Origin of the sequence: Mycobacterium sp. smrl_JER01 (assembly GCF_048513595.2) — a bacterium.
GTDB lineage: Bacteria > Actinomycetota > Actinomycetes > Mycobacteriales > Mycobacteriaceae > Mycobacterium.
The window spans coordinates 2013862-2036158 of sequence record NZ_JBLXXK020000001.1 but is presented as its reverse complement, the minus strand read 5'-3'; the positions used below and the strand labels follow the sequence as shown (position 1 = coordinate 2036158).

Annotated in this window: 18 protein-coding genes and 1 pseudogene; 10 read left to right on the top strand and 9 right to left on the bottom strand. The window is 67.4% G+C overall.

The genetic code is table 11. The annotated features are described in order from the left end of the window. Window positions 1-16 precede the first annotated feature (16 nt). From ACNUDN_RS09550 to ACNUDN_RS09540, 3 genes are read left to right on the top strand one after another with little or no spacing between them, the layout of a single operon-like run. Entirely contained in the window at window positions 17-634 is a 618-nt protein-coding gene (locus ACNUDN_RS09550) for a TetR/AcrR family transcriptional regulator (protein ID WP_419121714.1), read from the top strand. Continuing rightward, window positions 631-1695: a DNA polymerase IV gene (locus ACNUDN_RS09545; RefSeq protein ID WP_419121713.1), complete on the top strand. Its 1065-nt coding sequence runs from the start codon at window positions 631-633 to the stop codon at window positions 1693-1695. Before ACNUDN_RS09550 ends, ACNUDN_RS09545 begins: the two co-directional genes overlap by 4 nt. 57 nt (window positions 1696-1752) lie before the next feature. Continuing rightward, window positions 1753-2913, top strand: coding sequence for an AAA family ATPase (locus ACNUDN_RS09540; protein ID WP_419121712.1), 1161 nt, complete (start codon window positions 1753-1755; stop codon window positions 2911-2913). A 2-nt stretch (window positions 2914-2915) separates the two neighbouring features. Here the strand turns inward: ACNUDN_RS09540 and ACNUDN_RS09535 are convergent, their stop codons facing one another. Together ACNUDN_RS09535 and ACNUDN_RS09530 are read right to left on the bottom strand one after the other, a co-directional pair. Next, complete coding sequence (locus ACNUDN_RS09535) at window positions 2916-3785, bottom strand: SDR family oxidoreductase (RefSeq protein WP_419121711.1); 870 nt, start codon at window positions 3783-3785, stop codon at window positions 2916-2918. Between the two features lie 64 nt (window positions 3786-3849). Beyond that, complete coding sequence (locus ACNUDN_RS09530; protein ID WP_419121710.1) at window positions 3850-4488, bottom strand: TetR/AcrR family transcriptional regulator; 639 nt, start codon at window positions 4486-4488, stop codon at window positions 3850-3852. 128 nt (window positions 4489-4616) lie between these two features. Here ACNUDN_RS09530 and ACNUDN_RS09525 point away from each other — a divergent pair, with 128 nt between their 5' ends. After that, entirely contained in the window at window positions 4617-6098 is a 1482-nt protein-coding gene (locus tag ACNUDN_RS09525; protein WP_419121709.1) for a cytochrome P450, read from the top strand. Between the two features lie 4 nt (window positions 6099-6102). Here ACNUDN_RS09525 and ACNUDN_RS09520 read toward each other — a convergent pair whose 3' ends face one another. Beyond that, window positions 6103-6591, bottom strand: coding sequence for a 2-isopropylmalate synthase (locus ACNUDN_RS09520; protein WP_419125087.1), 489 nt, complete (start codon window positions 6589-6591; stop codon window positions 6103-6105). 228 nt (window positions 6592-6819) lie between these two features. Here ACNUDN_RS09520 and ACNUDN_RS09515 point away from each other — a divergent pair, with 228 nt between their 5' ends. Beyond that, window positions 6820-7593, top strand: coding sequence for a sulfite exporter TauE/SafE family protein (locus ACNUDN_RS09515; RefSeq protein ID WP_419121708.1), 774 nt, complete (start codon window positions 6820-6822; stop codon window positions 7591-7593). Here ACNUDN_RS09515 and ACNUDN_RS09510 read toward each other — a convergent pair whose 3' ends face one another. Together ACNUDN_RS09510 and poxB are read right to left on the bottom strand one after the other, a co-directional pair. Then, window positions 7594-8646 (bottom strand): phosphotransferase family protein, encoded by a 1053-nt coding sequence (locus ACNUDN_RS09510; RefSeq protein ID WP_419121707.1) that lies wholly within the window; start codon window positions 8644-8646, stop codon window positions 7594-7596. It abuts the gene before it with no gap. Window positions 8647-8697: 51 nt separating this feature from the next. Then, complete coding sequence (gene poxB, locus ACNUDN_RS09505; RefSeq protein ID WP_419121706.1) at window positions 8698-10434, bottom strand: ubiquinone-dependent pyruvate dehydrogenase; 1737 nt, start codon at window positions 10432-10434, stop codon at window positions 8698-8700. Between the two features lie 127 nt (window positions 10435-10561). On the opposite strand from poxB, the gene ACNUDN_RS09500 reads away from it, so the two are divergent. From ACNUDN_RS09500 to ACNUDN_RS09485, 4 genes are all read left to right on the top strand, one after another. Continuing rightward, window positions 10562-12079 (top strand): molybdopterin-dependent oxidoreductase, encoded by a 1518-nt coding sequence (locus tag ACNUDN_RS09500; protein WP_419121705.1) that lies wholly within the window; start codon window positions 10562-10564, stop codon window positions 12077-12079. Window positions 12080-12123: 44 nt separating this feature from the next. Continuing rightward, window positions 12124-13677: an ATP-dependent DNA ligase gene (locus ACNUDN_RS09495; RefSeq protein WP_419121704.1), complete on the top strand. Its 1554-nt coding sequence runs from the start codon at window positions 12124-12126 to the stop codon at window positions 13675-13677. Window positions 13678-13869: 192 nt separating this feature from the next. After that, window positions 13870-16173, top strand: a complete 2304-nt coding sequence (locus ACNUDN_RS09490) for a carbon starvation CstA family protein (RefSeq protein ID WP_419121703.1) — start codon at window positions 13870-13872, stop codon at window positions 16171-16173. Beyond that, window positions 16173-16310 (top strand): CstA-like transporter-associated (seleno)protein, encoded by a 138-nt coding sequence (locus ACNUDN_RS09485; RefSeq protein ID WP_419121702.1) that lies wholly within the window; start codon window positions 16173-16175, stop codon window positions 16308-16310. The genes ACNUDN_RS09490 and ACNUDN_RS09485 overlap by 1 nt, the downstream gene beginning before the upstream one ends. A gap of 55 nt (window positions 16311-16365) precedes the next feature. On the opposite strand, the gene ACNUDN_RS09480 is transcribed toward ACNUDN_RS09485, so the two are convergent. Next, window positions 16366-17409, bottom strand: coding sequence for a TIGR03857 family LLM class F420-dependent oxidoreductase (locus ACNUDN_RS09480; RefSeq protein ID WP_419121701.1), 1044 nt, complete (start codon window positions 17407-17409; stop codon window positions 16366-16368). 186 nt (window positions 17410-17595) lie between these two features. Between ACNUDN_RS09480 and ACNUDN_RS09475 the strand changes: the two genes are divergently transcribed. After that, complete coding sequence (locus ACNUDN_RS09475) at window positions 17596-19248, top strand: acyl-CoA synthetase (RefSeq protein ID WP_419121700.1); 1653 nt, start codon at window positions 17596-17598, stop codon at window positions 19246-19248. On the opposite strand, the gene ACNUDN_RS09470 is transcribed toward ACNUDN_RS09475, so the two are convergent. From ACNUDN_RS09470 to ACNUDN_RS09460, 3 genes and pseudogenes are all read right to left on the bottom strand, one after another. Next, window positions 19249-19917 (bottom strand): GntR family transcriptional regulator, encoded by a 669-nt coding sequence (locus ACNUDN_RS09470; RefSeq protein WP_419121699.1) that lies wholly within the window; start codon window positions 19915-19917, stop codon window positions 19249-19251. Window positions 19918-19919: 2 nt separating this feature from the next. After that, window positions 19920-21113: an acyl-CoA dehydrogenase family protein gene (locus ACNUDN_RS09465; protein WP_419121698.1), complete on the bottom strand. Its 1194-nt coding sequence runs from the start codon at window positions 21111-21113 to the stop codon at window positions 19920-19922. Continuing rightward, window positions 21110-22277 (bottom strand): annotated as a pseudogene (locus ACNUDN_RS09460) (acetyl-CoA C-acetyltransferase). Before ACNUDN_RS09460 ends, ACNUDN_RS09465 begins: the two are co-directional and overlap by 4 nt. Window positions 22278-22297 lie beyond the last annotated feature (20 nt).

Here is a 22297-nt window from a genome sequence, read left to right as displayed (position 1 = left end):
GAGCTAAAGTGGCCAGGTGAGTCCTGTGGAGAACCGGAACGGACTGCCGGCCCTGCCGGTAAGCGATCCGGCCCCGCCCGAACGCGGCGACGCAGCGCGCAACCGGGCGTTGTTGCTCGACGCGGCCCGGCGGCTGGTCGACGAGCGCGGCGCCGAAGCGGTGACCACCGACGACATCGCGGCGGCCGCCGGCGTCGGCAAGGGCACCCTGTTCCGTCGGTTCGGCAGCCGAGCCGGCCTGATGATCGTGCTCCTCGACGAGGACGAGAAGGCTCAACAGCAGGCGTTCCTGTTCGGCCCGCCGCCGTTGGGCCCGCAGGCGCCGCCGTTGCAACGTCTGCTCGCCTACGGCCGGGAACGGCTGCAGTTCGTCGAGACCCATCACGCCCTGCTCTCCGACGTCGGGCGCGACCCTCAGATGAAGTTCAACGCGCCGATGACGCTGCATCACCGTCATGTTCGGTTGCTGCTCGAATCTGCCGGTACCACCGGTGATCTCGACGCCCAGGCGGCCGCGTTGCTCGCCCTGCTCGACGCCGACTATGTGCATCATCAACTTCACGACGAGAACCGCACTCTGACCGACCTGGGTGACGCGTGGGAGTCGGTGGCGCGCAAGCTCTGCGGCACATGACCGGCTCCGGGATCTCGACCCGGAGACAGTGGATCCTGCATGTCGACCTCGATCAGTTCCTCGCCTCGGTGGAATTGCGGCGCCGGCCCGAGCTGTCGGGCCTACCCGTCATCGTGGGTGGCAGCGGTGACCCGACCGAGGCACGCAAGGTCGTCACCTGCGCGTCCTACGAAGCGCGGGCGCTGGGTGTGCACGCCGGGATGCCGCTGCGCTCGGCAGCCCGGCGGTGCCCGGACGCGACGTTTCTGCCGTCGGACCCCGAGGCTTACGACACCGCCTCCGCACAGGTGATGGCCCTGCTCCGGAACTTCGGGCACCCCGTGGAGGTGTGGGGCTGGGACGAGGCCTACCTCGGAGCCCAGGTCGACGATCCGGTGGAGCTGGCACACCGAATCCAGCACGTCGTCACCGCGCAGACCGGTCTGTCATGCTCGGTCGGCATCAGCGACAACAAGCAGCGCGCCAAGGTCGCCACCGGTTTCGGCAAACCGGCCGGCGTGTATGTGCTCACCGACGACAACTGGATGCCCACCATGGGTGCCCGTGCAGTCGACACCCTGTGGGGAGTGGGCCCCAAGACCGCGAAGAAATTGGCCGGCATGGGAATCACCACGGTGGCAGATCTCGCCGGCACCGATCCGGAAACCCTCACGGCGGCCTTCGGTCCGTCGACCGGACTGTGGATCCTGTTGTTGGCCAAGGGCGGCGGCGACACCACGGTCAGTGCCGAACCCTGGGTGGCCCGTTCGCGCAGCCACGTCGTCACCTTCGGTCAGGATCTCACCGATCCCGCGGAAATGGCCGAGGCGGTGACAGAACTCGCGCAACGCACCTTGGCCGAGGTCACCGCCCACCATCGCACGGTCGCCCGGGTGGCCGTCACCGTGCGCACCGACACGTTCTTCACCCGCACGAAGATCCGCAAACTCGCTGCGCCGAGCACTGATCGCGACCGGATCGTCAGCACGGCCGTCGAGTTGCTCGCGCAGTTCGATGTGCAGCGTCCCGTCCGACTCCTCGGAGTACGGCTGGAACTCGTCATGCCGGACCAGCGCGGCTGACGACGACCGGCGGCCCGGCACGAACCGGCTGTCGGCACCGCGTCCTAGGCTCGGGGAATGCTGGAGACCGTCGCGATCCGCGGCTACCGCTCACTGCGCGAACTGGTGCTCCCGTTGCGGCGGCTCACTGTGATCACCGGCGCCAACGGCACCGGAAAATCCTCGCTGTACCGGGCACTGCGCTTGCTGGCCGACTGCGGCCGCGGCGAGGTCATCTCGTCGTTCGCTCGTGAAGGCGGCGTGGAGTCGGCGATGTGGGCCGGCCCGGAACACCTCGGAGCGGCTCGCCGCACCGGCACCGCGCAGGGTGGACCCCGCACCCGGCCGGTGTCGATCGAATTAGGTTATGCGACAGATGATTTCGGCTACCTCATCGACCTGGGCCTACCGCAGGCCCGGCAAACGGCCTTCGGGCGTGATCCCGAGGTCAAACGCGAGTTGGTGTTCGCCGGTCCGGTGGCCCGCCCGGCGACCACCCTGGTGCGCCGGATACGCGGGCTGGTCGAGGTTGCCGGCGAGCGCGGCTTCGACGAGCTGGCGCGCAACCTGCCCGCACACCGTAGCGTGCTGGCCGACTGGGCCGGCGCCGCGCCCGAACTGGTGATGGTGCGGGAGCGCTTGCGGGACTGGCGATTCTACGACGGGTTCCGGGCCGACGCCCAGGCACCCGCCCGGCTACCCCAGGTGGGCACCAGAACACCGGTGCTCTCAGATGACGGCGCCGACCTGGCCGCGGCGGTACAGACCATCCTCGAGACGGGCGCAGAGGATCTGCCCCGGGCGATCGCCGATGCATTCGACGGCGCCTCGGTGTCGGTGGCGGTCACCGACGGTCTCTTCGACCTGCAGCTGCACCAACCCGGAATGCTGCGAGGGCTGCGATCCGCCGAGATCTCGGACGGCACACTGCGTTTCCTGCTCTGGGCGGCGGCGCTGCTGAGCCCGCAACCGCCCTCGCTGATGGTGCTCAACGAGCCGGAGACCTCACTGCATCCCGATCTGGTCCGTCCGCTCGCTGGACTGATCGACGCCGCCGCCGACCGGACCCAGGTCGTGGTGGTCACCCACTCGTCGACGCTACGGGAATGTCTGAAAACCGAGCCGATGGGGTCCGACGGCGACCGGTGGGAGATCGAACTGCTCAAGGACTGGGGTGAGACGAAGATCGCCGAGCAGAACCTGCTGTCGACCCCGCCGTGGGACTGGGGCAGTCGATGACCTCAGCGGTCCTTGGCCGGCCGCAACGCGCGGGTGAAGAGCACGTTCACCTGCTTCATCGCGATGCTGTAGGGCAGCCACATGGTCCGTTTGAACAGATACAGCGCCCGGATGTCCTGTGAGGTGTAGACCAGGTAGCGGTTTTTGACGACACCCTGCAGGATCTTGTCGGCCGCGGTCTCCGGGGAGACCGCATGTCCGGAGAAGCGGCCGGTCCACTTGCGGACGTTCGGATCGTCGCGGTCCACCCCGGCGATGTGCACGGTGTCCACCAGCGGCGTCCGCACCGCGCCGGGCACCACCACAGACACCCCGATCCGGTGCCGAGCAAGGTCGAACCGCAGCACTTCGGACAGCCCGCGCAGCCCGTACTTGCTCGCACTGTATGCCGCGTGCCACGGCAGGGCCACGATGCCGGCGGCCGAGGACACGTTGACCAGGTGTCCGCCGCGGCGGGCCGTGATCATCGGCGGCACAAAGGTCTCGATGACGTGGATGGGGCCCATCAGGTTGATGTCGACCAGCGACTTCCAGTGGTGGTGGGTGAGTCTGTCCACGGTGCCCCAGGCGGACACCCCGGCGATGTTCATCACGACGTCCATCGCGGGATGCGCGGCGTGGATGTCGGCGCCGAATTCGGCGACCGCGTCATAGTCGGTGATATCGAGGGCACGATGGGCGGCGACCACGCCACCGAGCGCGGCGGCGTCGGCGACGGTCAGCGCGAGCTTGTCGGCGTCGCGGTCGGTGAGGAACAGTTCGGCGCCCCGCGCCGCAAGGTTGAGCGCCGTCGCGCGCCCGATCCCGCTCGCCGCGCCGGTGATCAGACAGCGCTTGCCGGTGAAATCGTCAAACCTGTTCCGCTGTGCCATGAGACGGACACTACCGGCGCACAGCCGGCGCCCCGTACCTCGAACCGATCAACCGCCCGGCCTGCTACCGCGTCGCACCCAGGTCGCCGGCGCCCCACAGCCCGCTCTGCCAGAGCCGTTCGACGATCTCGACGGCGCGGGCGTGGTCATCACCTCGGCCGACGAACGCCGAGTCGTGCGCGAGCGTCATCGAGGTCACAGCGACCAGCGTGCGCACCAGTGCCGGCAGGTCATCGGAGATCGGGCGAGCGCCCGAGTCCTGTTCGACAACCCCGACGATCTTGGCGATCACGGTGTCCTGAAAGTCGTCCATGATCTCGCGGATCTGCGCATCGGTGCCGCGAGCCAGACTGCATGCGCTCATGATCGGGTCGTTGCGGGAGAACACCGTCGCGGCGTAGCCGACCATGCGCTTGGCGAAGTCCGACGGGGATTCCCCCGGTCTGCGCGGCGCGAAGTCGTGAGTGAGCTGATCCAACTCGGCCATCACCTCGGCGACGATCACCGCGAGCACCGCGTACTTGGAGTCGAAGTAGAAGTAGAAACCCGAGCGCGCCACTCCGGCGCGTTCACTGATCGTGCTGACCGACAGATCGGCGAACGAGCGTTCCTGAAGCAGATCGTGCACCGCGGCGACGATGGCATCCCGCTGGCGATCGCCTCTGCTACGACGCAAGTCGGTGGGAGCGGGATCGGCCGTCATGGCTGTCAACCATCGCACCGCGACACCTCCGACACAAACCGTTGCTAACTTGACAGGCGTCAAGTCTCTCGGTCAGGATGGCGGACAGAGTGACATCGACCACAGCCGGTGACGTCAGGAGTGTTCAGGTGCCCACAGTTTCGACCACGGATTACTATCTCGACCAGGCCAAACGCCGCCTGAAGCCGACCCCGGTCACCATTCCCGGCATGGGCCTGGTGGAACGACGCCTGAAGGAAAAGAAGTGGGACCAGTTCGTGCTGGCCGATCCACCGGCCGGAAGCGATCTCAAACCCGTCCTCGGTGATGCGGGTCTGCCGATCCTGGGTCACATGATCGAGATCTTCCGCGGCGGACCCGACTTCGTCCTCGAGCTCTATCGCAAGCACGGGCCGGTCTACTTCGCCGAGTCACCGGCGCTGTCGTCGGTGATGGCGCTGGGTCCCGACGCCACCCAGGCCGTGTTCTCCAACCGCAACAAGGACTTCTCGCAGCGCGCCTGGGACCCGGTGATCGGCCCGTTCTTCGATGGCGGTCTGATGCTGCTGGACTTCGAGGAACATCTGTTCCACCGCCGGATCATGCAGGAGGCGTTCACCCGCTCCAGGTTGACGGGCTACGTCTCCCACATCGACTCGGTGGCCTCGGCGGTGCTCGCCGACGACTGGGTTGCCGACGATCCGCGGTTCCTGTTCCACCCGGCCATCAAAGAGCTCACCCTCGACATCGCCTCCGAGGTGTTCATGGGTGTCCCGGCCGGCACCGATCGGGCGCTGGTCACCACGGTCAACCAGGCGTTCACCACCACCACGCGCGCGGGCAATGCGATCGTGCGTAAACCCATTCCGCCGCTGACCTGGTGGCGGGGAATCAAGGCCCGGCAGACCCTGGAGAATTACTTCTCCAGCCGGATCGGCGAGAAGCGGCGCTCGGAGAGCACCGACATGTTCAGTGTGCTGTGCCATTCGGCCGACGAGGACGGTCAGAGCTTCACCGACAACCAGATCGTGAGCCACATGATCTTCCTGATGATGGCTGCGCACGACACGTCGACGTCGACCATGACCACCATGGCCTACCACCTGGCCGCCAACCCGCAATGGCAGGACCGGCTGCGCGAGGAATCCGCACGCATCGGCGACGGCCCGTTGGACATTGAGGCGCTGGAGAAGCTCGAAACCTACGACCTGGTGATCAACGAGTCGCTGCGGATGATGACCCCGCTGCCGTTCAATTTCCGCCAGGCGGTGCGCGACACCGACCTGCTGGGCCACTACATCCCGGCCGGCACCAGTGTGGTGACCTGGCCGTCGATCAATCACCGGCTCCCGGAGCTGTGGACCGACCCAGAGACATTCGATCCCGCCCGGTTCGCCGAACCACGTAATGAGCACAAGAAGCACCGCTACGCGTTCGCGCCGTTCGGTGGGGGTGCCCACAAATGCATCGGCATGGTCTTCGGGCAACTGGAGATCAAGACGGTCATGCATCGGCTGCTGCAGAACTACCGGCTCGAACTGCCCCGACCCGGATACCAGCCCCGCTACGACTACGGCGGCATGCCCGTCCCGCTCGACGGCATGCCGATCATGCTGCGCCCCCGGCGCTGAAACCTCAGTCGGCCAGAAGGCGGTTGGCGCACGCGACGACCGCGCGTAGCGCCGACTCGGTCGGATCGGCGGACCACCCCAGCGCCCACCGGGCGCTGCCACCGTCACTGCCGAGGATGAACGTCGCGGTGTGCGTACCGGCAGGCAATTGATGAAAGGCCGTCATCTCCACGGCGACTCCACGCTCGTAGAGCATCGCGGTCAGCGCTGCCACCGGGCCGCACGCCGCCGCATGTGCCGTGCCGATGCGATCCCCGAACGCCAGCGTCGCCTGATAGGTACGGGCCTGCGGGCCCAACCTGCCCGACGGCCGCTCACCGTCGACACAGGACCATTGCCCCAGCCGCACCGGTCCCGAGGTGGGCGCGTACTCGTCGCAGAACTCGTCGAACGACTTGGCCTCGGCCAGCTCGCGCAATGCCGCCGGCATCCGGCCGGTCACGACATCGGAGAAAGTCACATTCGAAGACGTCACGGCCGACGCACGCGTCATGGTGGCCTCATCTGAGCTGACGATCGGGGAATTCATGTGCCGGCCTTCTGGATCCGAGAGGGAGCGACCGACGACGTAGCACGACCCACAGCGAGGGGTCGGTCAGGATCAGACCCCGCTGCGGGTTGCTACTACGAGTCGCCTCGGCACGTCAGCGATGCTAGACCTGCGTGGTCACATCGTGCAAACCCTTATCTGACGGCGGAACCGCTCGGCGACGAGGGCACAATGTTGCCGGTGTCCTGGTCGCATGCGGTGCTGCTCTTCGCGGCCGGAATCATCGGTGGGTTGACCGGCAGCATCGCCGGCCTGGCGTCGGTGTCGACCTATCCTGCGCTGCTGTTGGTGGGGCTGCCCCCGGTGACGGCGAACGTCACCAATACCGTCGCCCTGGTCTTCAACGGTGTCGGCTCGGTCCTGGGGTCCCGGCCCGAACTGGCCGGCCAGGGTGCGGCGCTGCGACGTATGCTGCCCTTCGCCGTCCTCGGCGGCGTGACCGGCGCGGCGCTGCTGCTGTCCACGCCCGCCGAGGGTTTCGAGAAGATCGTCCCCCTGCTGCTCGGATTCGCCTCGCTGGCGATCGTGCTCCCGGTGCGTCCGCGTGCGGATCCGGCGCTGGCGTCACGGCGCAGGCAGACCGCGGCAGCGGCGCTGCAGGGTCTGGCGGTACTCGCGATCTGCATCTACGGCGGCTACTTCGGCGCCGCGGCGGGGGTCGTGCTGCTCGCACTGTTCCTGCGACTCGGTGGGGAGACACTGGCGCACGCCAATGCGGGCAAAAACGTCATCCTGGGGGTCGCCAACGGTGTCGCCGCGCTGGTCTTTGCGGCGGTGGCGCCGGTGCAGTGGGCCGCAGTGCTGGTGCTGGGAGCGGGCTGCCTGCTGGGCTCGCGGCTGGGTCCGGTGGTGGTGCGCCACACCCCGGACACACCGATGCGCATCGCCATCGCCGCCGCGGGTTTGGCGCTCGCGGTCAAACTCGGCGTCGACGCCTACCGCTGATCATACGAACGGGTTGTTCCCCCTGGACACGTGTGTTCCCCACGCGATCAGGTTCTCCGCCGAACTGTGCAACCGCTCCCCCGCCTCGGCGCTGGCCTGTCCGGCGAGATAACGCGACCACGTGCCCTCGATGACGATGGCCAGTTTGAAGCAGGCCATCGCCACGTACCAGTCCAGCTGCGACGTCGGGCGACCGCCGGCGCCGAGGTAGGCCTCCAGGAGTTCCCCGCGGGTCGCCAAACCTCCGAGGGCGGCCAGCTCCGATCCGGCACCGATCGGGTTCGGGCCCTCAGGCCAACAGACGAGCATCCATCCGAGATCGAGCAACGGATCTCCGATCGTGCACATCTCCCAGTCGATGAAGGCAGCCAGTTCGGGTGTTTGGCGCCGTAGCAGCACGTTGTTGAGATGGCAGTCGCCGTGCATGATTGCCGGCTCGGCGTCGTCGGGTCGATGTGAATCCAGCCAATCGGCGAGCACATGTACCGACGGGAACGACTCGGGCGCGTAGTTCTCGTGGCGATAGCTGTCCAGCAACCGCAGGAACTGCGGAACCTGGCGCGCCAGAAACGATCCCGGGCGTTTGAGGGCGGCCAGCGGGCTGCCCTCCCAGTTCACCGTGCCCAGTGCGCCCAGGCTCGCCGCGTACGACTGGCCGACCCGGCGACGCATTCCGGCATCGCGGACATAGGCCGGGTCGACCTCGGTGCCCGGGTTGAAGCCGTCGACGGACTGCATCAGATAGAACACCACCCCCAGCACATCGAGGTCCTCACATCCGGCGATCAACTCCGGGTGGGGAACCGCGCTCCCCTTCAGGGTCCGCAACACCGCGATCTCGCGGCGCATCGTATTGTCGCTGGTGGGTCTCGGGTGTGGCGGCGGACGACGCAGCACCATCGGTTCACCGTCCACCCGCAGCCGCACGACGATGTTCTGCGATCCGCCGGTCAGCGGCTCGACATCGGTGACGGCCTTCCCGATCCCGCTGGCCCGCACCCAGTTCCGCAGCGCGTCCTGATCGGTGTCGGTGAGCGTCACGTCGACTGGCATGCCGCCATCGTGTCAGGTCCGAACCCGAGGGCGGGGCGGAACGGTTGCGGCTCAGTCCAGGATGCGGCGCGCCACGTTGGTGGTGACCAGGTCGAGTAGTTCGTCTGCGCGCCCCGCAAGGATCGTCCTGATGGCGTACAACGAGAAGCCCTTGGCCTGTTCGGCGGTGATGGCGGGCGGGATGGAGAGCTCCTGCCGGGCGGTGACGACGTCGACGACCGCAGGTCCGTCGACGGCGAACGCTTCGGTCAGCGCGGCCACGAGCTCGTCGGGTCGCTCCACGCGTCGGCCGAACACACCCATCGCCTGTGCGACGGCCGCGAAGTCCGGATTACTCAGCTCGGTGCCGAAGTTCACGATCCCGGCAGCTTTCATCTCGAGCTCGACGAAGTTGAGTGAGGAGTTGTTGAACACTACGACCTTGACCGGAAGCCGGTTCTGGACCAAGGTGATCAGTTCGCCGAACAGCATCGTCAGTCCACCGTCGCCGGCCAGCGCCACCACCTGCCGCTGCGGGAACGCGGTCTGGGCGCCGATGGCGTGCGGGACCGCGTTGGCCATGGTGCCGTGGTTGAACGACCCGATGAGCCGACGGCGGCCGTTCATCGCCAGGTAGCGGGCGGCCCACACCACCGGAGAGCCGACGTCGGCGGTGAACACCGCATCCTCGGAGGCGAGCCGATTAACCAGTCCGGCAACGTATTCCGGCCTGATCGGGGTGCGGTCGCGATCGTTGACGGCAAGGTCGTCGAGGGTCTTGCGGGTTTTGCGGTAGTGACGCAGCGCGCGGTCGAGATGCGTTCTGTCGGTCTTCTGCCGCAGCAGTGGTTGCAGCGCGGTCGCGGTGTCGGCCACGGTGCCGACCAGGCCGAGGTCGATCGGTGCGCGCCGGCCGAGGTGCCGGCCGCGGATGTCGATCTGGATGATCTTGGCGTGATCGGGATAGAACTGCTGATAGGGGAAGTCGGTGCCAAGCATCAGCAGGGTGTCGGCCTCTTTGATGGCCTTGTAGCCGGACGCGAAACCGAGCAGACCGGTCATACCGACGTCGTAGGGGTTGTCGTATTCGATGAACTCTTTGCCCCGCAACGCATGTACCACGGGTGCGTTCAGGGTCGCGGCGAGCCGGACCAGTTCGTCGTGGGCTCCCTCGACGCCTGCGCCACCGAGAATCGTGACCGCCTGCGCGGCATTGAGGATGGACGCCGCGTCGCGCAGCGCGGCGTCGTCGGGTCGGAGCACCGATCGGGTCGCGACCACCGGCCGACTCTGCCAGGGGGTGGCATCGGTCTTCTGCAGGAAGATCTCGCCGGGGACCACGATCACGGCGACGCCACGTTCCTCCACCGCGGCCCGCATCGCCATGTGCAGGATGCGCGGCAGCATCTCAGCGGTGCTGACCATCTCCCGGTAGACGCTGCACTCGCCGAACAGCTGCTGGGGGTGGGTCTCCTGGAAGTACTCGGAGCCGATTTCGGCGCGCGGGATGTGGGCGGCGATCGCCAACACCGGCACCCGGCTGCGCTGTGCATCGAACAGCCCGTTGATCAGGTGCAGGTTGCCCGGGCCGCAGCTGCCCGCACAGACTGCCAGTTGCCCGGTCAGTGCCGCGTCGGCGGCTGCGGCGAACGCCGCGGTCTCCTCGTGGCGGACGTGCTCCCACGAGATGTCACCAGCGCGGCGCAGAGCATCGGTGAATCCGTTGAGACTGTCGCCCGGCAGGCCGTAGACCCGACGGATTCCGCTGGTGCGAAGAGTCGCGATGACGTGATCGGCAACTGTAGCCACCTCTCCCACCGTAGTGGTGAACCGGGCGCGCTACCCGACAACCAGGGTGCTCGTGCGCGCCCGAACCGCACGGGGACGACATGCTTCGGTAAGGACTTGACGGGCGCTGCGCCGGTAGTTTGGCCTTATGACCTCGTTGGGCGCCAAGGCGATGGGCGGCGTCGCAGCAGCCGCGGTGGCGCTCGGGGTGGCCCAGTTGGTCGGTGTCGCGTTCGGCCCCGAGGCCGACGTTCGCACCGCTGTCGGAGCCTCGGTCATCGAGCTGACTCCGGGCCCGGTCAAGGATTGGGCGATCGACACGTTCGGCACCGCCGACAAGCTCGCGCTGACGGTGATGGTGCTGATGGCGATCGCGGTGATCGCCGCGTTCGCCGGGATGGCCGAGTCCAGGCGCAGACCGATCGGCAGCGCGGCCATCGCCGCCGCCGCCGGTGTCGGTTGCGCCGCGGTGCTCTCCCGCGCGGGCGCCACCGCGGTGGACCTGATCCCCACCGTCATCGGCGCCGCCTGTGGCATCGGAGTCCTGCGCCTGCTCGATTCGGACCGTTTCGGTGACCAGGCCGCCGGGTCGGACACCGACGAGGGCAGACGCCGGTCCCTGGTGACGCTGGGGTTGCTGGCGGTTGGTGCGGCCGGTGGGGTGGCGGGCGTGGTCATCGGTCGGTTGACCTCCTCGGTGGCCGGCGACCGCGATGCATTCACCCTTCCTCGCATCGACCGGGCCGCCCGTGCGATCCCGGAGGCGGTGCAGCCCAAGGGCGTTGAGCTGCCGTCCTTCGTGACGCCCAACACCGACTTCTACCGCATCGACACCGCGTTGACCGTCCCGCAGCTGAGTCGGCAGGACTGGCGGCTGCGCATCCACGGCATGGTGGACCGCGAGGTCACCCTCGACTACCAGGACCTGGACCGCTTCGAGGTGGTGGAGCAGGTGATGACCCTGACCTGTGTCTCCAATCCGGTTGGCGGTGACCTGATTTCGAACGGGGTGTGGACGGGGTATCGGGTCAGGGATCTGCTCGCCGAGGCCGGTGTGCAGACCGATGCGGACATGGTGTTGTCGATGTCGGTCGACGGGTGGACCGCCGGCACCCCGGTCGAGGCGCTCACCGCCGACGATGCGCTGCTGGCTGTCGGTCTCAACGGTGAACCGCTGCCGATCGAGCACGGTTACCCGGCCCGCCTCGTGGTTCCCGGACTCTACGGCTACGTTTCGGCCACCAAATGGGTGACCGGTCTGGAGCTGACCCGCTTTGACCGCGCGGAGGCGTATTGGACGCGGCTGGGCTGGTCGGCCCGCGGTCCGATCAAGACCGCGTCGCGCATCGACGTGCCGCGCAGCGGCCAGGACGTGCCGGTTGGTCCGGTGACGTTCGGCGGTGTCGCGTGGGCCCAGAGCCGTGGGGTCCGTGTCGTCGAGGTCCAGATCGACGACGGCGATTGGCAGCAGGCCGAATTGGGCGAGGCTTATTCGGGCGATACCTGGCGGCTGTGGAGCTTTCCCTGGCAGGCCCGCGAGACCGGTTTCCACACGATCACCGTGCGCGCCACCGATGACAGCGGTTACACCCAGACCTCCGAGCGGGTGGACCCCGTCCCCGACGGTGCGACCGGTTGGCATTCGATCACCTTCGCCGTCCGCTGAGCCCGCCCGTCCGGGTTGTCGGTGCCCCGTGCCAGGGTGGTGTCGTGTTATTGGAAGACGTCGCCTCCGCCTCTGCCGACGTCGCGGCGTCGGCGGCGAGGTCGGTCAAGATCGCGCGGCTCGCCGAGTTGCTGCGGACGGCCGGCGCCGACGGCGATGCCGGGCAGGTCGACATCGTGGTCTCCTGGCTGTCCGGCGAGCTGACCCAGCGTCAGATCGGCGTCGGCTGGGCTACGCTGCGATCGCTGCCCGACCCCGCCCCGGAGCCCACCCTGGCGGTGCGAGATGTCGACGCCCGATTCGGCGAGATCGGTTCCACCTCCGGCAAGGGTTCGCAGGCGCGCCGCGCCGAACTGATCGCCGAGCTGTTTGCCGCGGCCACCGCGGTCGAGCAGACCTTTCTGCGTCGACTGTTGACCGGTGAGCTGCGCCAGGGAGCACTCGTCGGGGTGATGGCCGACGCGGTGGGCAGGGCCGCGGCCGTTCCCGCCGCGACGGTGCGCCGAGCGGCCATGCTGGGCGGGGACCTTCCGGCAGTCGCTGCCGCAGCGATCACCGAAGGTGAGTCCGCGCTGGCCCGTTTCACACTGCGGGTCGGCAGACCGGTGGGTCCGATGCTTGCGCAGACGGCAGGCGGGGTCGACGAAGCGCTGGACCGTCTGGGTGGTCTCGCGGTGTTCGAAGCGAAACTGGACGGGGCCCGGGTGCAAATTCATCGTCGCGGCGACGAGGTCGCGGTCTTCACCCGCAGTCTCGACGATGTGACCGGCCGGCTGCCCGAGGTGGTCGCCGCGACACTGGCGCTGCCGGTGACCGACCTCATCGCCGACGCCGAGGCGATCGCACTCAAGCCGGACGGCCGCCCGCACCGGTTTCAGGTCACCGCGTCGCGTTTCGGCCGCCGCGGCGGCCCGGCAGACACCCCGTCCGCGCGGCCGCAGACGCTGTCGGTGTTCTTCTTCGATGTGCTGCACGTCGACGGGGTCGACCTGCTCGATCTGCCCACCGAGCAGCGCATCGCCACGCTGGACGCTACGGTGCCCGCGGCCCAGCGCGTCGACCGTCTGGTGACGTCGGATCCGGCCGCTGCCCGGGAGTTTCTCGACGTAACGCTGGCGGCGGGACACGAAGGTGTGATGGCCAAGTCACCGGCCGCCCCGTACGAGGCCGGCCGCCGCGGTGCGGGTTGGCTCAAGGTCAAGCCGGTGCACACCCTCGATCTGGTGGTGCTGGCGGTCGAATGGGGCTCGGGCCGCCGTACGGGCAAGCTGTCCAACATCCACCTCGGTGCCCGGGACCCGGCCACCGGCGGTTTCGTCATGCTGGGCAAGACGTTCAAGGGTATGACCGACGAGATGCTCGCCTGGCAGACGCAGCGCTTCCTGGAGCTGTCGGACGGGGACACCGACGGATACGTGGTGCGGGTCCGGCCCGAGCAGGTGGTCGAGATCGCCTTCGACGGTATCCAGACCTCGTCCCGATATCCCGCCGGGATGGCGCTGCGGTTCGCCAGGGTCCTGCGCTACCGCGACGACAAAACCGCCGCCGAGGCCGACACCGTCGACGCGGTTCGCGCGTTTCATGATCGGGCAGGCTGAGCCGGCACGCGCTGAGGTGACACCGCGCTGAGGTCACACCGGCCTGCGCTCACACCAGGCTGCGGCGACACGGAAGCTGACCTGGCATTAGGGAGTTTCTTCACACATGCGCTTTGTCCGGTGCCAGTATCGACACAGGCACCGACCGAGGACGCAACGCCGTCGAGCCGACGGGGAGACCGGGGGGACAACGTGGCCACACCTACCGCCGCATCGGACCGTATCGAAGAGACCGACGGGCACATCACCTATGTCCGCACGGATAAGGATCTTCCGCCCGTCGCCGTCATCGACAGATCGCCGATCACGGTCAAACACAAGATCATTTTCACGGTGGTGGCACTGGCCGGGGCCGTGGCGTGGGCAATCATCGCGTTCTTCCGCGGGGAGACCGTCAACGCCGTGTGGTTCGTCATCGCCGCGATCTGCACCTATGTGATCGGTTTTCGGTTCTACGCCCGGCTGATCGAGATGAAAGTGGTCCGTCCCCGCGACGACAAAGCCACTCCGGCAGAGGTTTTCGAGAACGGTACCGACTACATGCCGACGGACCGGCGGGTCCTCTACGGTCATCACTTCGCTGCCATCGCCGGGGCGGGTCCGCTCGTCGGGCCGGTCCTGGCCACCCAGATGGGTTATCTGCCGGGCGCGATCTGGATCATCATCGGAGCTGTCGTCGCCGGTTGTGTGCAGGACTACCTGGTGATGTCGATCTCGGTGCGACGGCGGGGACGGTCGCTGGGACAGATGGCGCGCGATGAGCTCGGCGTCGTCGGCGGTATCTCGGCCATCGTCGGCGTGCTGGTGATCATGGTGATCCTGCTGGCGGTGCTGGCTCTGGTGGTGGTGGGCGCACTGGCCGAAAGTCCTTGGGGGGTCTTCTCCATCGCGATGACCATCCCGATCGCGATGTTCATGGGCCTGTATCTGCGGTTCTTGCGCCCCGGCCGGGTCTCGGAGGTTTCGCTGATCGGGGTGGGCCTGTTGCTGCTAGCAGTGGTAGCCGGCGGCTGGGTCGCCGAAACGTCTTGGGGCGAAGAGTGGTTCACGCTGTCGAAGGTCACCCTGTCGTGGTGCATCATCATCTACGGCCTGGCGGCGTCGGTGCTTCCGGTATGGTTCCTGCTGGCCCCGCGTGACTACCTGTCGACCTTCATGAAGGTCGGCACCATCGCGCTGCTGGCCGTAGGCATTCTGCTGGCCCGGCCGGTGATGGAGGCGCCGGCGATCTCGACGTTCGCCGCCAGCGGTTCGGGCCCGGTGTTCGCCGGCTCGCTGTTCCCGTTCCTGTTCGTCACGATTGCGTGCGGGGCGTTGTCGGGTTTCCACGCGTTGATCTCGTCGGGCACCACCCCCAAGCTGCTCGAAAAAGAAAGCCAGATGCGGCTGATCGGCTACGGCGGGATGCTCACCGAGTCCTTCGTCGCGATCATGGCGCTCATCACGGCGGCGATCCTCAATCAGCACCTCTACTTCGCGATGAACGCACCCTCGGCCGCGACAGGCACCACCGCGCAGAGCGCCGCCGACTACGTCAACGGACTCAGCCTCTCCGGCGCACCGATCAGCGCCGCAGAGATCGACGACGCGGCCAGGAGCGTCGGGGAGCAGTCCATCGTGTCGCGGACCGGCGGAGCGCCGACGCTGGCTTTCGGCATGTCCGAGGTGCTCCACCAGGTCTTCGGCGGGGCGGGACTCAAGGCGTTCTGGTACCACTTCGCGATCATGTTCGAGGCGCTCTTCATCCTGACCACTGTGGACGCCGGTACCCGCGTGGCCCGGTTCATGCTCTCCGACGGGCTCGGCAATCTCGGCGGTCCCCTCAAGAAGCTGCGTAACCCGAGCTGGCGGGTGGGAGCGTGGGTCTGCAGCGTCATCGTGGTCGCCGCCTGGGGATCCATTCTGCTCATGGGCGTCACCGATCCGCTCGGCGGCATCAACACACTGTTTCCGTTGTTCGGCATCGCCAATCAGCTTCTGGCGGCGATCGCGTTGACCGTGGTGACGGTCGTGATCATCAAACGAGGCCTGCTGAAGTGGGCCTGGATACCCGGTATCCCGCTGGCCTGGGATCTGGTGGTCACGATGACGGCGTCCTGGCAGAAGATCTTCTCCGGCGACCCCCGGGTGGGTTACTGGACGCAGCACTTCCAGTACCGCAACGCCCGCGACGCCGGACAGACCAGCTTCGGTGCCGCCAAGGATGCCGGGCAACTCGACGCCGTCATTCGTAACACGTTCATCCAGGGCACCCTGTCGATTGTGTTCGCGGCCCTGGTGATCATCGTGGTGTCCGCCGGAGTCATGGCGGCGATCAAGGCGATTCGCGGGCAGGGCAGTCCGCTGACCGAGGATGACCCGACTCCCTCGCGAATGTTCGCACCGTCGGACATGTTCATGACTGCAGCAGAGAAGGAGGTGCAGAAACAGTGGGACGCTCTGCCGAAGGCGCGCGCCGGATCCTCGGCCACATCGGCTGGTACTGGAAATCCCTGATGGGCGACAACCACTATCAGCGCTATCTGCAGCATCACGGGCGAACGCACCCTGGTCAGCAGGCGATGAGCGAACGCGAGTACTGGAGGCACCGCCACGCGGCGGCCGACGTCAATCCGGGCGCTCGGTGCTGTTGATCCGGGCGGATCGGGCCCACTTGAGCAGCGGTCGGCGTCGCACCGCGCGCCGGGATCAACCGCCGGCGCGGTAGGCGGCGACGATCGGTTCGAGTTCGTCTGGAGTGGCGCCGTGCATGATCACCGCGTCCGCCCCGTAGTCCAGTTCGGCACGAACCCGGTCGGCACACTCGCGGGCGGACCCGGTCGCCGCCGGCTCCAGCCATTCCCCGGGAATGAGGGTGGCGATGTGTTCGATCTGTTCGGACGTCGCCTTGTGGTCGATTCCACCGGCAATCGACTGCACCACCGCGTCCTCCCGGAATCGTTGCAGCACAGCGGGATCCCATCTGTTTGTGGTGACCAGCAGGTCGCCGTAACCCTGCAGATAGGTCGCCAGCCGGGCCACCGTCTTCTTCAGCCGCAGCTCCTCGGGCACATGGTCGCCGACGGTGGCCAAACACGACCACACCCGCACGTCGGCGGGATCGCGGCCGGCCCGCTCGGCAGCGGTCTTGACCGTCTTCACCGCGCGTTGCAACGTCTCGGGCGTGAAGTAGGTGTGCAGAATGACATCATCGAATTCGCGCCCGCCCAACGCCAGCGTCCGGGGCCCGAAGGCCACGAGCGCCAGCCGGATGTCCTCATCGAAATCGGGGTCCAGAAACAGCACCGGGTAGCTGCCCAGCGGCCCGTCATGATTGAAAATCAGCTCGCCGCGCCAGAGCCTCCGCACTACCTGCGCGAAATCCTCCATCTGTGCTGTCGTCACGTCGGGAACCCCGAAGGCGTTGTAGAGCGCCGCGATACCGCGGCCGATGCCCAACGTGAAACGTCCGCCCGAAAGCCGGTGCATGGTGGTCGCCCACGATGCGGTGATCAAGGGGTGGCGGGTGTTGTGATTCGTTGCCGCGGTGGCGATCCGCATCCCGGTGGTGACCGCCAGCGCCGCGCCGGTCAGCGAGGAAGCTTCCTTGACATTCCACCGTTCGGAGATGAACCCGGTGCCGAAGCCCAATTGCTCGCCGCGTCGGGCCTCCTCCATCAGGCTGGCCGGCCCCTCCCCGCCAGCACCAGCCAGCAGGTAGAAGCCCAGTTCATCGAGGACTCGATCGGTCACGCCCACGCTCCTTGCTGATGTCCGCAATTGCAGGACAAGCGCGTGCTCGTGGGTCGCCGACCGGGCCATCCGACCTCTTCGATCCGGGCGACAACGCTGGACTCAGGTCCGGCGACAAGCCCGCCGACCATACAACTTCTCGACATTTGTCCACTCTAGGAACGTCTCCGTCTAGAGTCCATAGGCATGAACGAGCCGATACAGTTCACCGTCCCGGCCGCCGCCGACGCCGTCGCAGCAGTGATCGGCGACCGCGAGTTCATCGTGCAGGGGCAACGCCGCTTCACCTATGCACAGATCGTCGAGCGGTCCACCCGGCTGGCCGCCTACCTGCACTCGCAGGGGCTGGGCTGTCACACCGACCGCGACGAACTTGCCGGTCACGACGTGGGTCAGGACCTGCTCGGTGTCTACGCCTACAACGGCCCTGAGTACGTCGAGGGCATGCTGGGCGCCTGGCGCGCCCGGGTGGCTCCGTTCAACGTGAACTACCGCTACGTCAAGAGCGAACTGGAGTACCTGCTGTCGGATTCCGGTGCCACCGCGCTGCTCTACCACGCGTCGTTCGCGCCGCGACTGAACGAGATACTCGCCGGCTTGCCGAAGCTGAAGGTCCTGATCCAGATCGCCGACGATTCGGGGAACGAACTGCTTCCTGGCGCAGTCGATTACGAGTCGATCGTGGCGCATGGTCCGACCCAGGCTCCACCGGTCGAACCGTCACCGGACGATCTGTACGTGCTCTACACCGGCGGCACCACCGGGATGCCCAAGGGTGTGCTGTGGCGCCAGCACGACATCTTCATGGCCTCCTTTGGCGGGCGCAGTCTTTACACCGGTGAGGTGGCGAAGTCCTACGCCGACATCGCCCAGCGTTGCACCGAATCGCCCGGCACCAAGCTGATGGTGCTGCCACCACTGATGCACGGCGCCGCCCAGTGGGCCGTCTTCACGGCGATGAACACCGGACAGACCGTGGTGTTCTCACCGGTCACCGATCATCTCGATGTCGACGATGTCGTGGCGGCGATCGCGCGGGAACAGGTGCTGGCGGTGACCGTCGTGGGCGACGCGATGGCGCGTCCGCTGGCCGAGGCGTTCGAGCGCACCGGCGCCGACCTGTCGTCACTGGCCGTTGTCGCCAACGGTGGGGCACAGCTGACCCCGACGGTCAAGCAGCGCCTGATCGACGCCAAGGAGAATCTGATGGTCATCGACGCTGTCGGCTCCTCGGAGACCGGCGCCCAGATGTCGCACGTGTCGGCGCCGGGTGCGGTCTCGACCGGAAAGTTCACCGCCGGACCGGACACCTTTGTCGCCGCCGAAGATCTGACCGCCATTCTGGATCCCGGGCACGAGGGCATCGGGTGGCTGGCGCAGCGCGGGCTGGTCCCGCTGGGCTACAAGGGCGACGCCACCAAGACGGCGGCGACGTTCCCGGTGATCGACGGCATCCGCTACTCGGTGCCCGGTGACCGGGCCCGCCACCTCGCCGACGGTGCGGTGGAACTGCTCGGCCGCGATTCGGTCACCATCAATTCCGGCGGCGAGAAGATCTTCGCCGAAGAGGTCGAATCGGCGATCGCATCGCATCCCGCGGTCGCCGACGTCGTGGTGGCAGGACGGCCGAGCGAGCGTTGGGGCCAGGAAGTGGTCGCCGTGGTGGCCCTCGCCGACGACGCCACCGCCACCGCGGACCAGCTGATCGAGCACGCTTCCGCGGCGATCGCACGCTACAAGCTGCCCAAGGCGGTGGTGTTCCGGCCCACGATCGAGCGCAGCCCGGCCGGCAAGGCCGACTACCGCTGGGCGCGCGAGCAGGCCGTCACCGGCAGCTGATCACTCGATCACCCCGTGGGCACGTAGATGGTCGGTCAACGGCCCCGAGGCCGCCCGCAGATGATCTGACATCGCCACCCGCGCTGCCTCACCGTCGCGTGCTCGCAGCGCCACCAGTAACTCCCGATGGTCGCGGGTCGAATGTGCGGGCCACCCGTGCAGCGTCGGATACACCGACTCCAGGGCGAACTTGGTGATCTGCCCCATCAGCTGGGCGAGCTTGGGTGAGCGTGCCGCGAGGTTGACCCCGCGGTGGAATTCGTGGTTGAGCCGCACCGCAGCCTCGTGGTCGCTGCGCCGGTAGGCCGACTCCAGCCGCTCCTGGACCGCTTCGAGGCCCCGCAGCTGCTCGTCGCTGATCAGTTCGGCGGCGCGGCTGGCCAGCACACCACCGATGTGGGCCTGCACCTCGGCCACGTCGGTGATGTCGCGACGGGTGATGGGTGACACCACGAACCCGCGGCGCGGCACCTGCCGCAGCAGCCCTTCGGCCCGAAGCCCGAACAGCGCCTCGCGCACCGGGGTCACGCTGACGCCGAGTTCGTCGGCCAGCTGTTCGAGCCGAATGTACTGACCGGCCGGATAGGTCCCCTCGAAGATGCGTCGCCGCACGACTCGAGCGACGTCCTCGGCGAGCTGCGGCCTGGCCGCGAAGTCCGGAATGCTCACCGTCAGACCCGGTAGTCCGCCAGCAGCCGCTTGCTGATGATGTTCTTCTGGATCTCACTGGTGCCTTCGCCGATCAGCAGAAAAGGCGCGTCACGCATGAGCCGCTCGATTTCGTACTCCTTCGAGTAGCCGTAGCCGCCGTGGATGCGGAAGCTCTGTTGGGTCACCTCGGCGCACATTTCGCTGGTGAAGTACTTCGCCATGCCCGCCGCGACATCGTTGCGGTCACCGGAGTCCTTCAGTCGGGCCGCGTTGACCATCATCAGGTGGGCGGCCTCGACCTTGGTCGCCATCTCGGCGAGTTGGAATGCGATGGCCTGATGTTCGGCAATGGGCTTACCGAATGTGGTGCGCTGCTGGGCGTAACGCACTGCGAGCTCGAACGCGCGCACTCCCACCCCGCAGGCGCGCGCTGACACGTTGACCCGACCGACCTCGACCCCGTCCATCATCTGGAAGAACCCACGCCCAGGCTCCTCACCGAGGATGTCGGTAGCCCGCGCCCGGTATCCGTCGAAGATCAGCTCGGTGGTGTCGATGCCCTTGTAGCCGAGCTTGTCCAGCTTTCCCGGAATGGTCAGGCCGGGCACGATCTCGCCGAAGCCGGTGGGTTTTTCGACCAGGAACGCGGTCAGGTTCCGATGGGGTTTGTCCGCTCCCTCGTCGGTCCGGACCAGCGCGGCAACCAGGTTGGAGCTGCCGCCATTGGTCAGCCACATCTTCTGACCGTCGATGGTGTAGGTGCCGTCGCCGTTGTCGCGTGCCCGTGTCCGGATGGCGGCCACATCGGAGCCCAGTTCGGGTTCCGACATCGAGAATGCGCCCCGGATCTCACCGGTGGCCATCCTCGGCAGGTACAGACTCTTCTGTCCGTCCGTGCCGTGTTGGCGGATCATGTACGCCACGATGAAATGGGTGTTGATCACCCCCGAGACGCTCATCCAGCCGCGCGCGAGTTCCTCCACGCACAGCGCGTAGGTCAGCAGCGACTCCCCCAGCCCGCCGTACTCCTCGGGGATCATCAGACCGAACAGACCCATGTCGCGCATGGCGTCCACGATGGCCTGCGGATAGATGTCGCCGTGCTCGAGCTCCTGGGCGGTGGGGATGACTTCTTTGTCGACGAACTGCCGTACCGTCGAGACGATTTCGGTCTGGAATTCGGTCAGGCCCAAGGTTTGCGCCAGCCTGGTCACGGCCTCACCCTTTCCACGATCGCCGCCAAGCCCTGGCCGCCGCCGATGCACATCGTCGCCAGGCCGTAGCGGGCGTCGCGGCGGTGCAACTCGCGCGCCAGTGTCGCCAGCATCCGCCCCCCGGTGGCTCCGACCGGGTGCCCAAGAGAGATTCCCGAACCGTGCACGTTGGTGCGCTCCAGATCACCATCCGCGAAGTTCCACTCGCGCATACAGGCCAGGGCTTGGGCGGCGAAAGCCTCGTTGAGCTCGATCAGGTCGATATCGGACAGCTGCAGACCGGCCTTGTTCAGCGCGACCTCGGTGGCCGGAACCGGGCCGATGCCCATGACGGCGGGCCCCACCCCGGCGACACCCCACGACACCCCACGACACCAGCCGTACCAGCGGGCGCAGACCCAGTTCGGCCGCCTTTTGCGGCGTCGTGACCAGGCACATCGCGGCGCCGTCATTCTGTCCGCTGGAATTGCCCGCCGTCACCGTGGCGGCCGGATCCGACGCGCCGAGAACGGGTTTGAGCTTCGCGAGCGATTCGACCGAGGTGTCCGCGCGCGGATGCTCATCGGTGTCGAGGATCTGCTCCCCCGACCGGGTGCTGACCGTCACGGGGATGATCGTCTCGGCGAGCAGCCCCTCCTGTTGAGCTGCGATGGCCCGCCGATGTGACACCACGGCCAGTTCGTCCTGCTCGGTGCGCGGGATGCGGTATTCGCGGCGCAGGTTCTCCGCGGTCTCCAGCATTCCGCCCGGCACCGGGTGGTTCTTCCCGCCGGCGGTGGTGCGGCCGCGCTTGAGCGCATCGTGCACGGTGATTCCGGTGCGCTCCCCGCCCCAGCGCATGTCGGTGGAGTGGAACACCGCGTTGGTCATCGATTCGGTGCCGCCGGCGACGACGAGATCGTTGCCACCACAGGCGACCTGCATCACCGCCTGGATGACGGCCTGCAGACCGGAACCGCACCGGCGGTCGACCTGCATGCCCGCGACGGTCACCGGAAGCCCCGCGTCCAGCGCGATGACCCGTCCGATCGCGGGCGCCTCCATGCTCGGATAGCAGTGCCCGACGATGACGTCCTCCACGGTCTCGGCCGCGACGCCGGTGCGGGCGAGCAGGCCCTGCAACGCCGACACCCCGAGCTCGACAGCGGTCAGGCTCTTGAACATCCCGCCGTAGCGCCCGATCG

Bases quoted from the DNA above. Each gene is read 5' to 3' on its own strand.
- ACNUDN_RS09545 (WP_419121713.1), top strand. From the start codon at position 631: ATGACCGGCTCCGGGATCTCGACCCGGAGACAGTGGATCCTGCATGTC.
- ACNUDN_RS09540 (WP_419121712.1), top strand. From the start codon at position 1,753: ATGCTGGAGACCGTCGCGATCCGCGGCTACCGCTCACTGCGCGAACTG.
- ACNUDN_RS09535 (WP_419121711.1), bottom strand. From the start codon at position 3,785: ATGGCACAGCGGAACAGGTTTGACGATTTCACCGGCAAGCGCTGTCTG.
- ACNUDN_RS09530 (WP_419121710.1), bottom strand. From the start codon at position 4,488: ATGACGGCCGATCCCGCTCCCACCGACTTGCGTCGTAGCAGAGGCGAT.
- ACNUDN_RS09520 (WP_419125087.1), bottom strand. From the start codon at position 6,591: ATGACGCGTGCGTCGGCCGTGACGTCTTCGAATGTGACTTTCTCCGAT.
- ACNUDN_RS09515 (WP_419121708.1), top strand. From the start codon at position 6,820: ATGTTGCCGGTGTCCTGGTCGCATGCGGTGCTGCTCTTCGCGGCCGGA.
- ACNUDN_RS09510 (WP_419121707.1), bottom strand. From the start codon at position 8,646: ATGCCAGTCGACGTGACGCTCACCGACACCGATCAGGACGCGCTGCGG.
- ACNUDN_RS09500 (WP_419121705.1), top strand. From the start codon at position 10,562: ATGACCTCGTTGGGCGCCAAGGCGATGGGCGGCGTCGCAGCAGCCGCG.
- ACNUDN_RS09485 (WP_419121702.1), top strand. From the start codon at position 16,173: ATGGGCGACAACCACTATCAGCGCTATCTGCAGCATCACGGGCGAACG.
- ACNUDN_RS09475 (WP_419121700.1), top strand. From the start codon at position 17,596: ATGAACGAGCCGATACAGTTCACCGTCCCGGCCGCCGCCGACGCCGTC.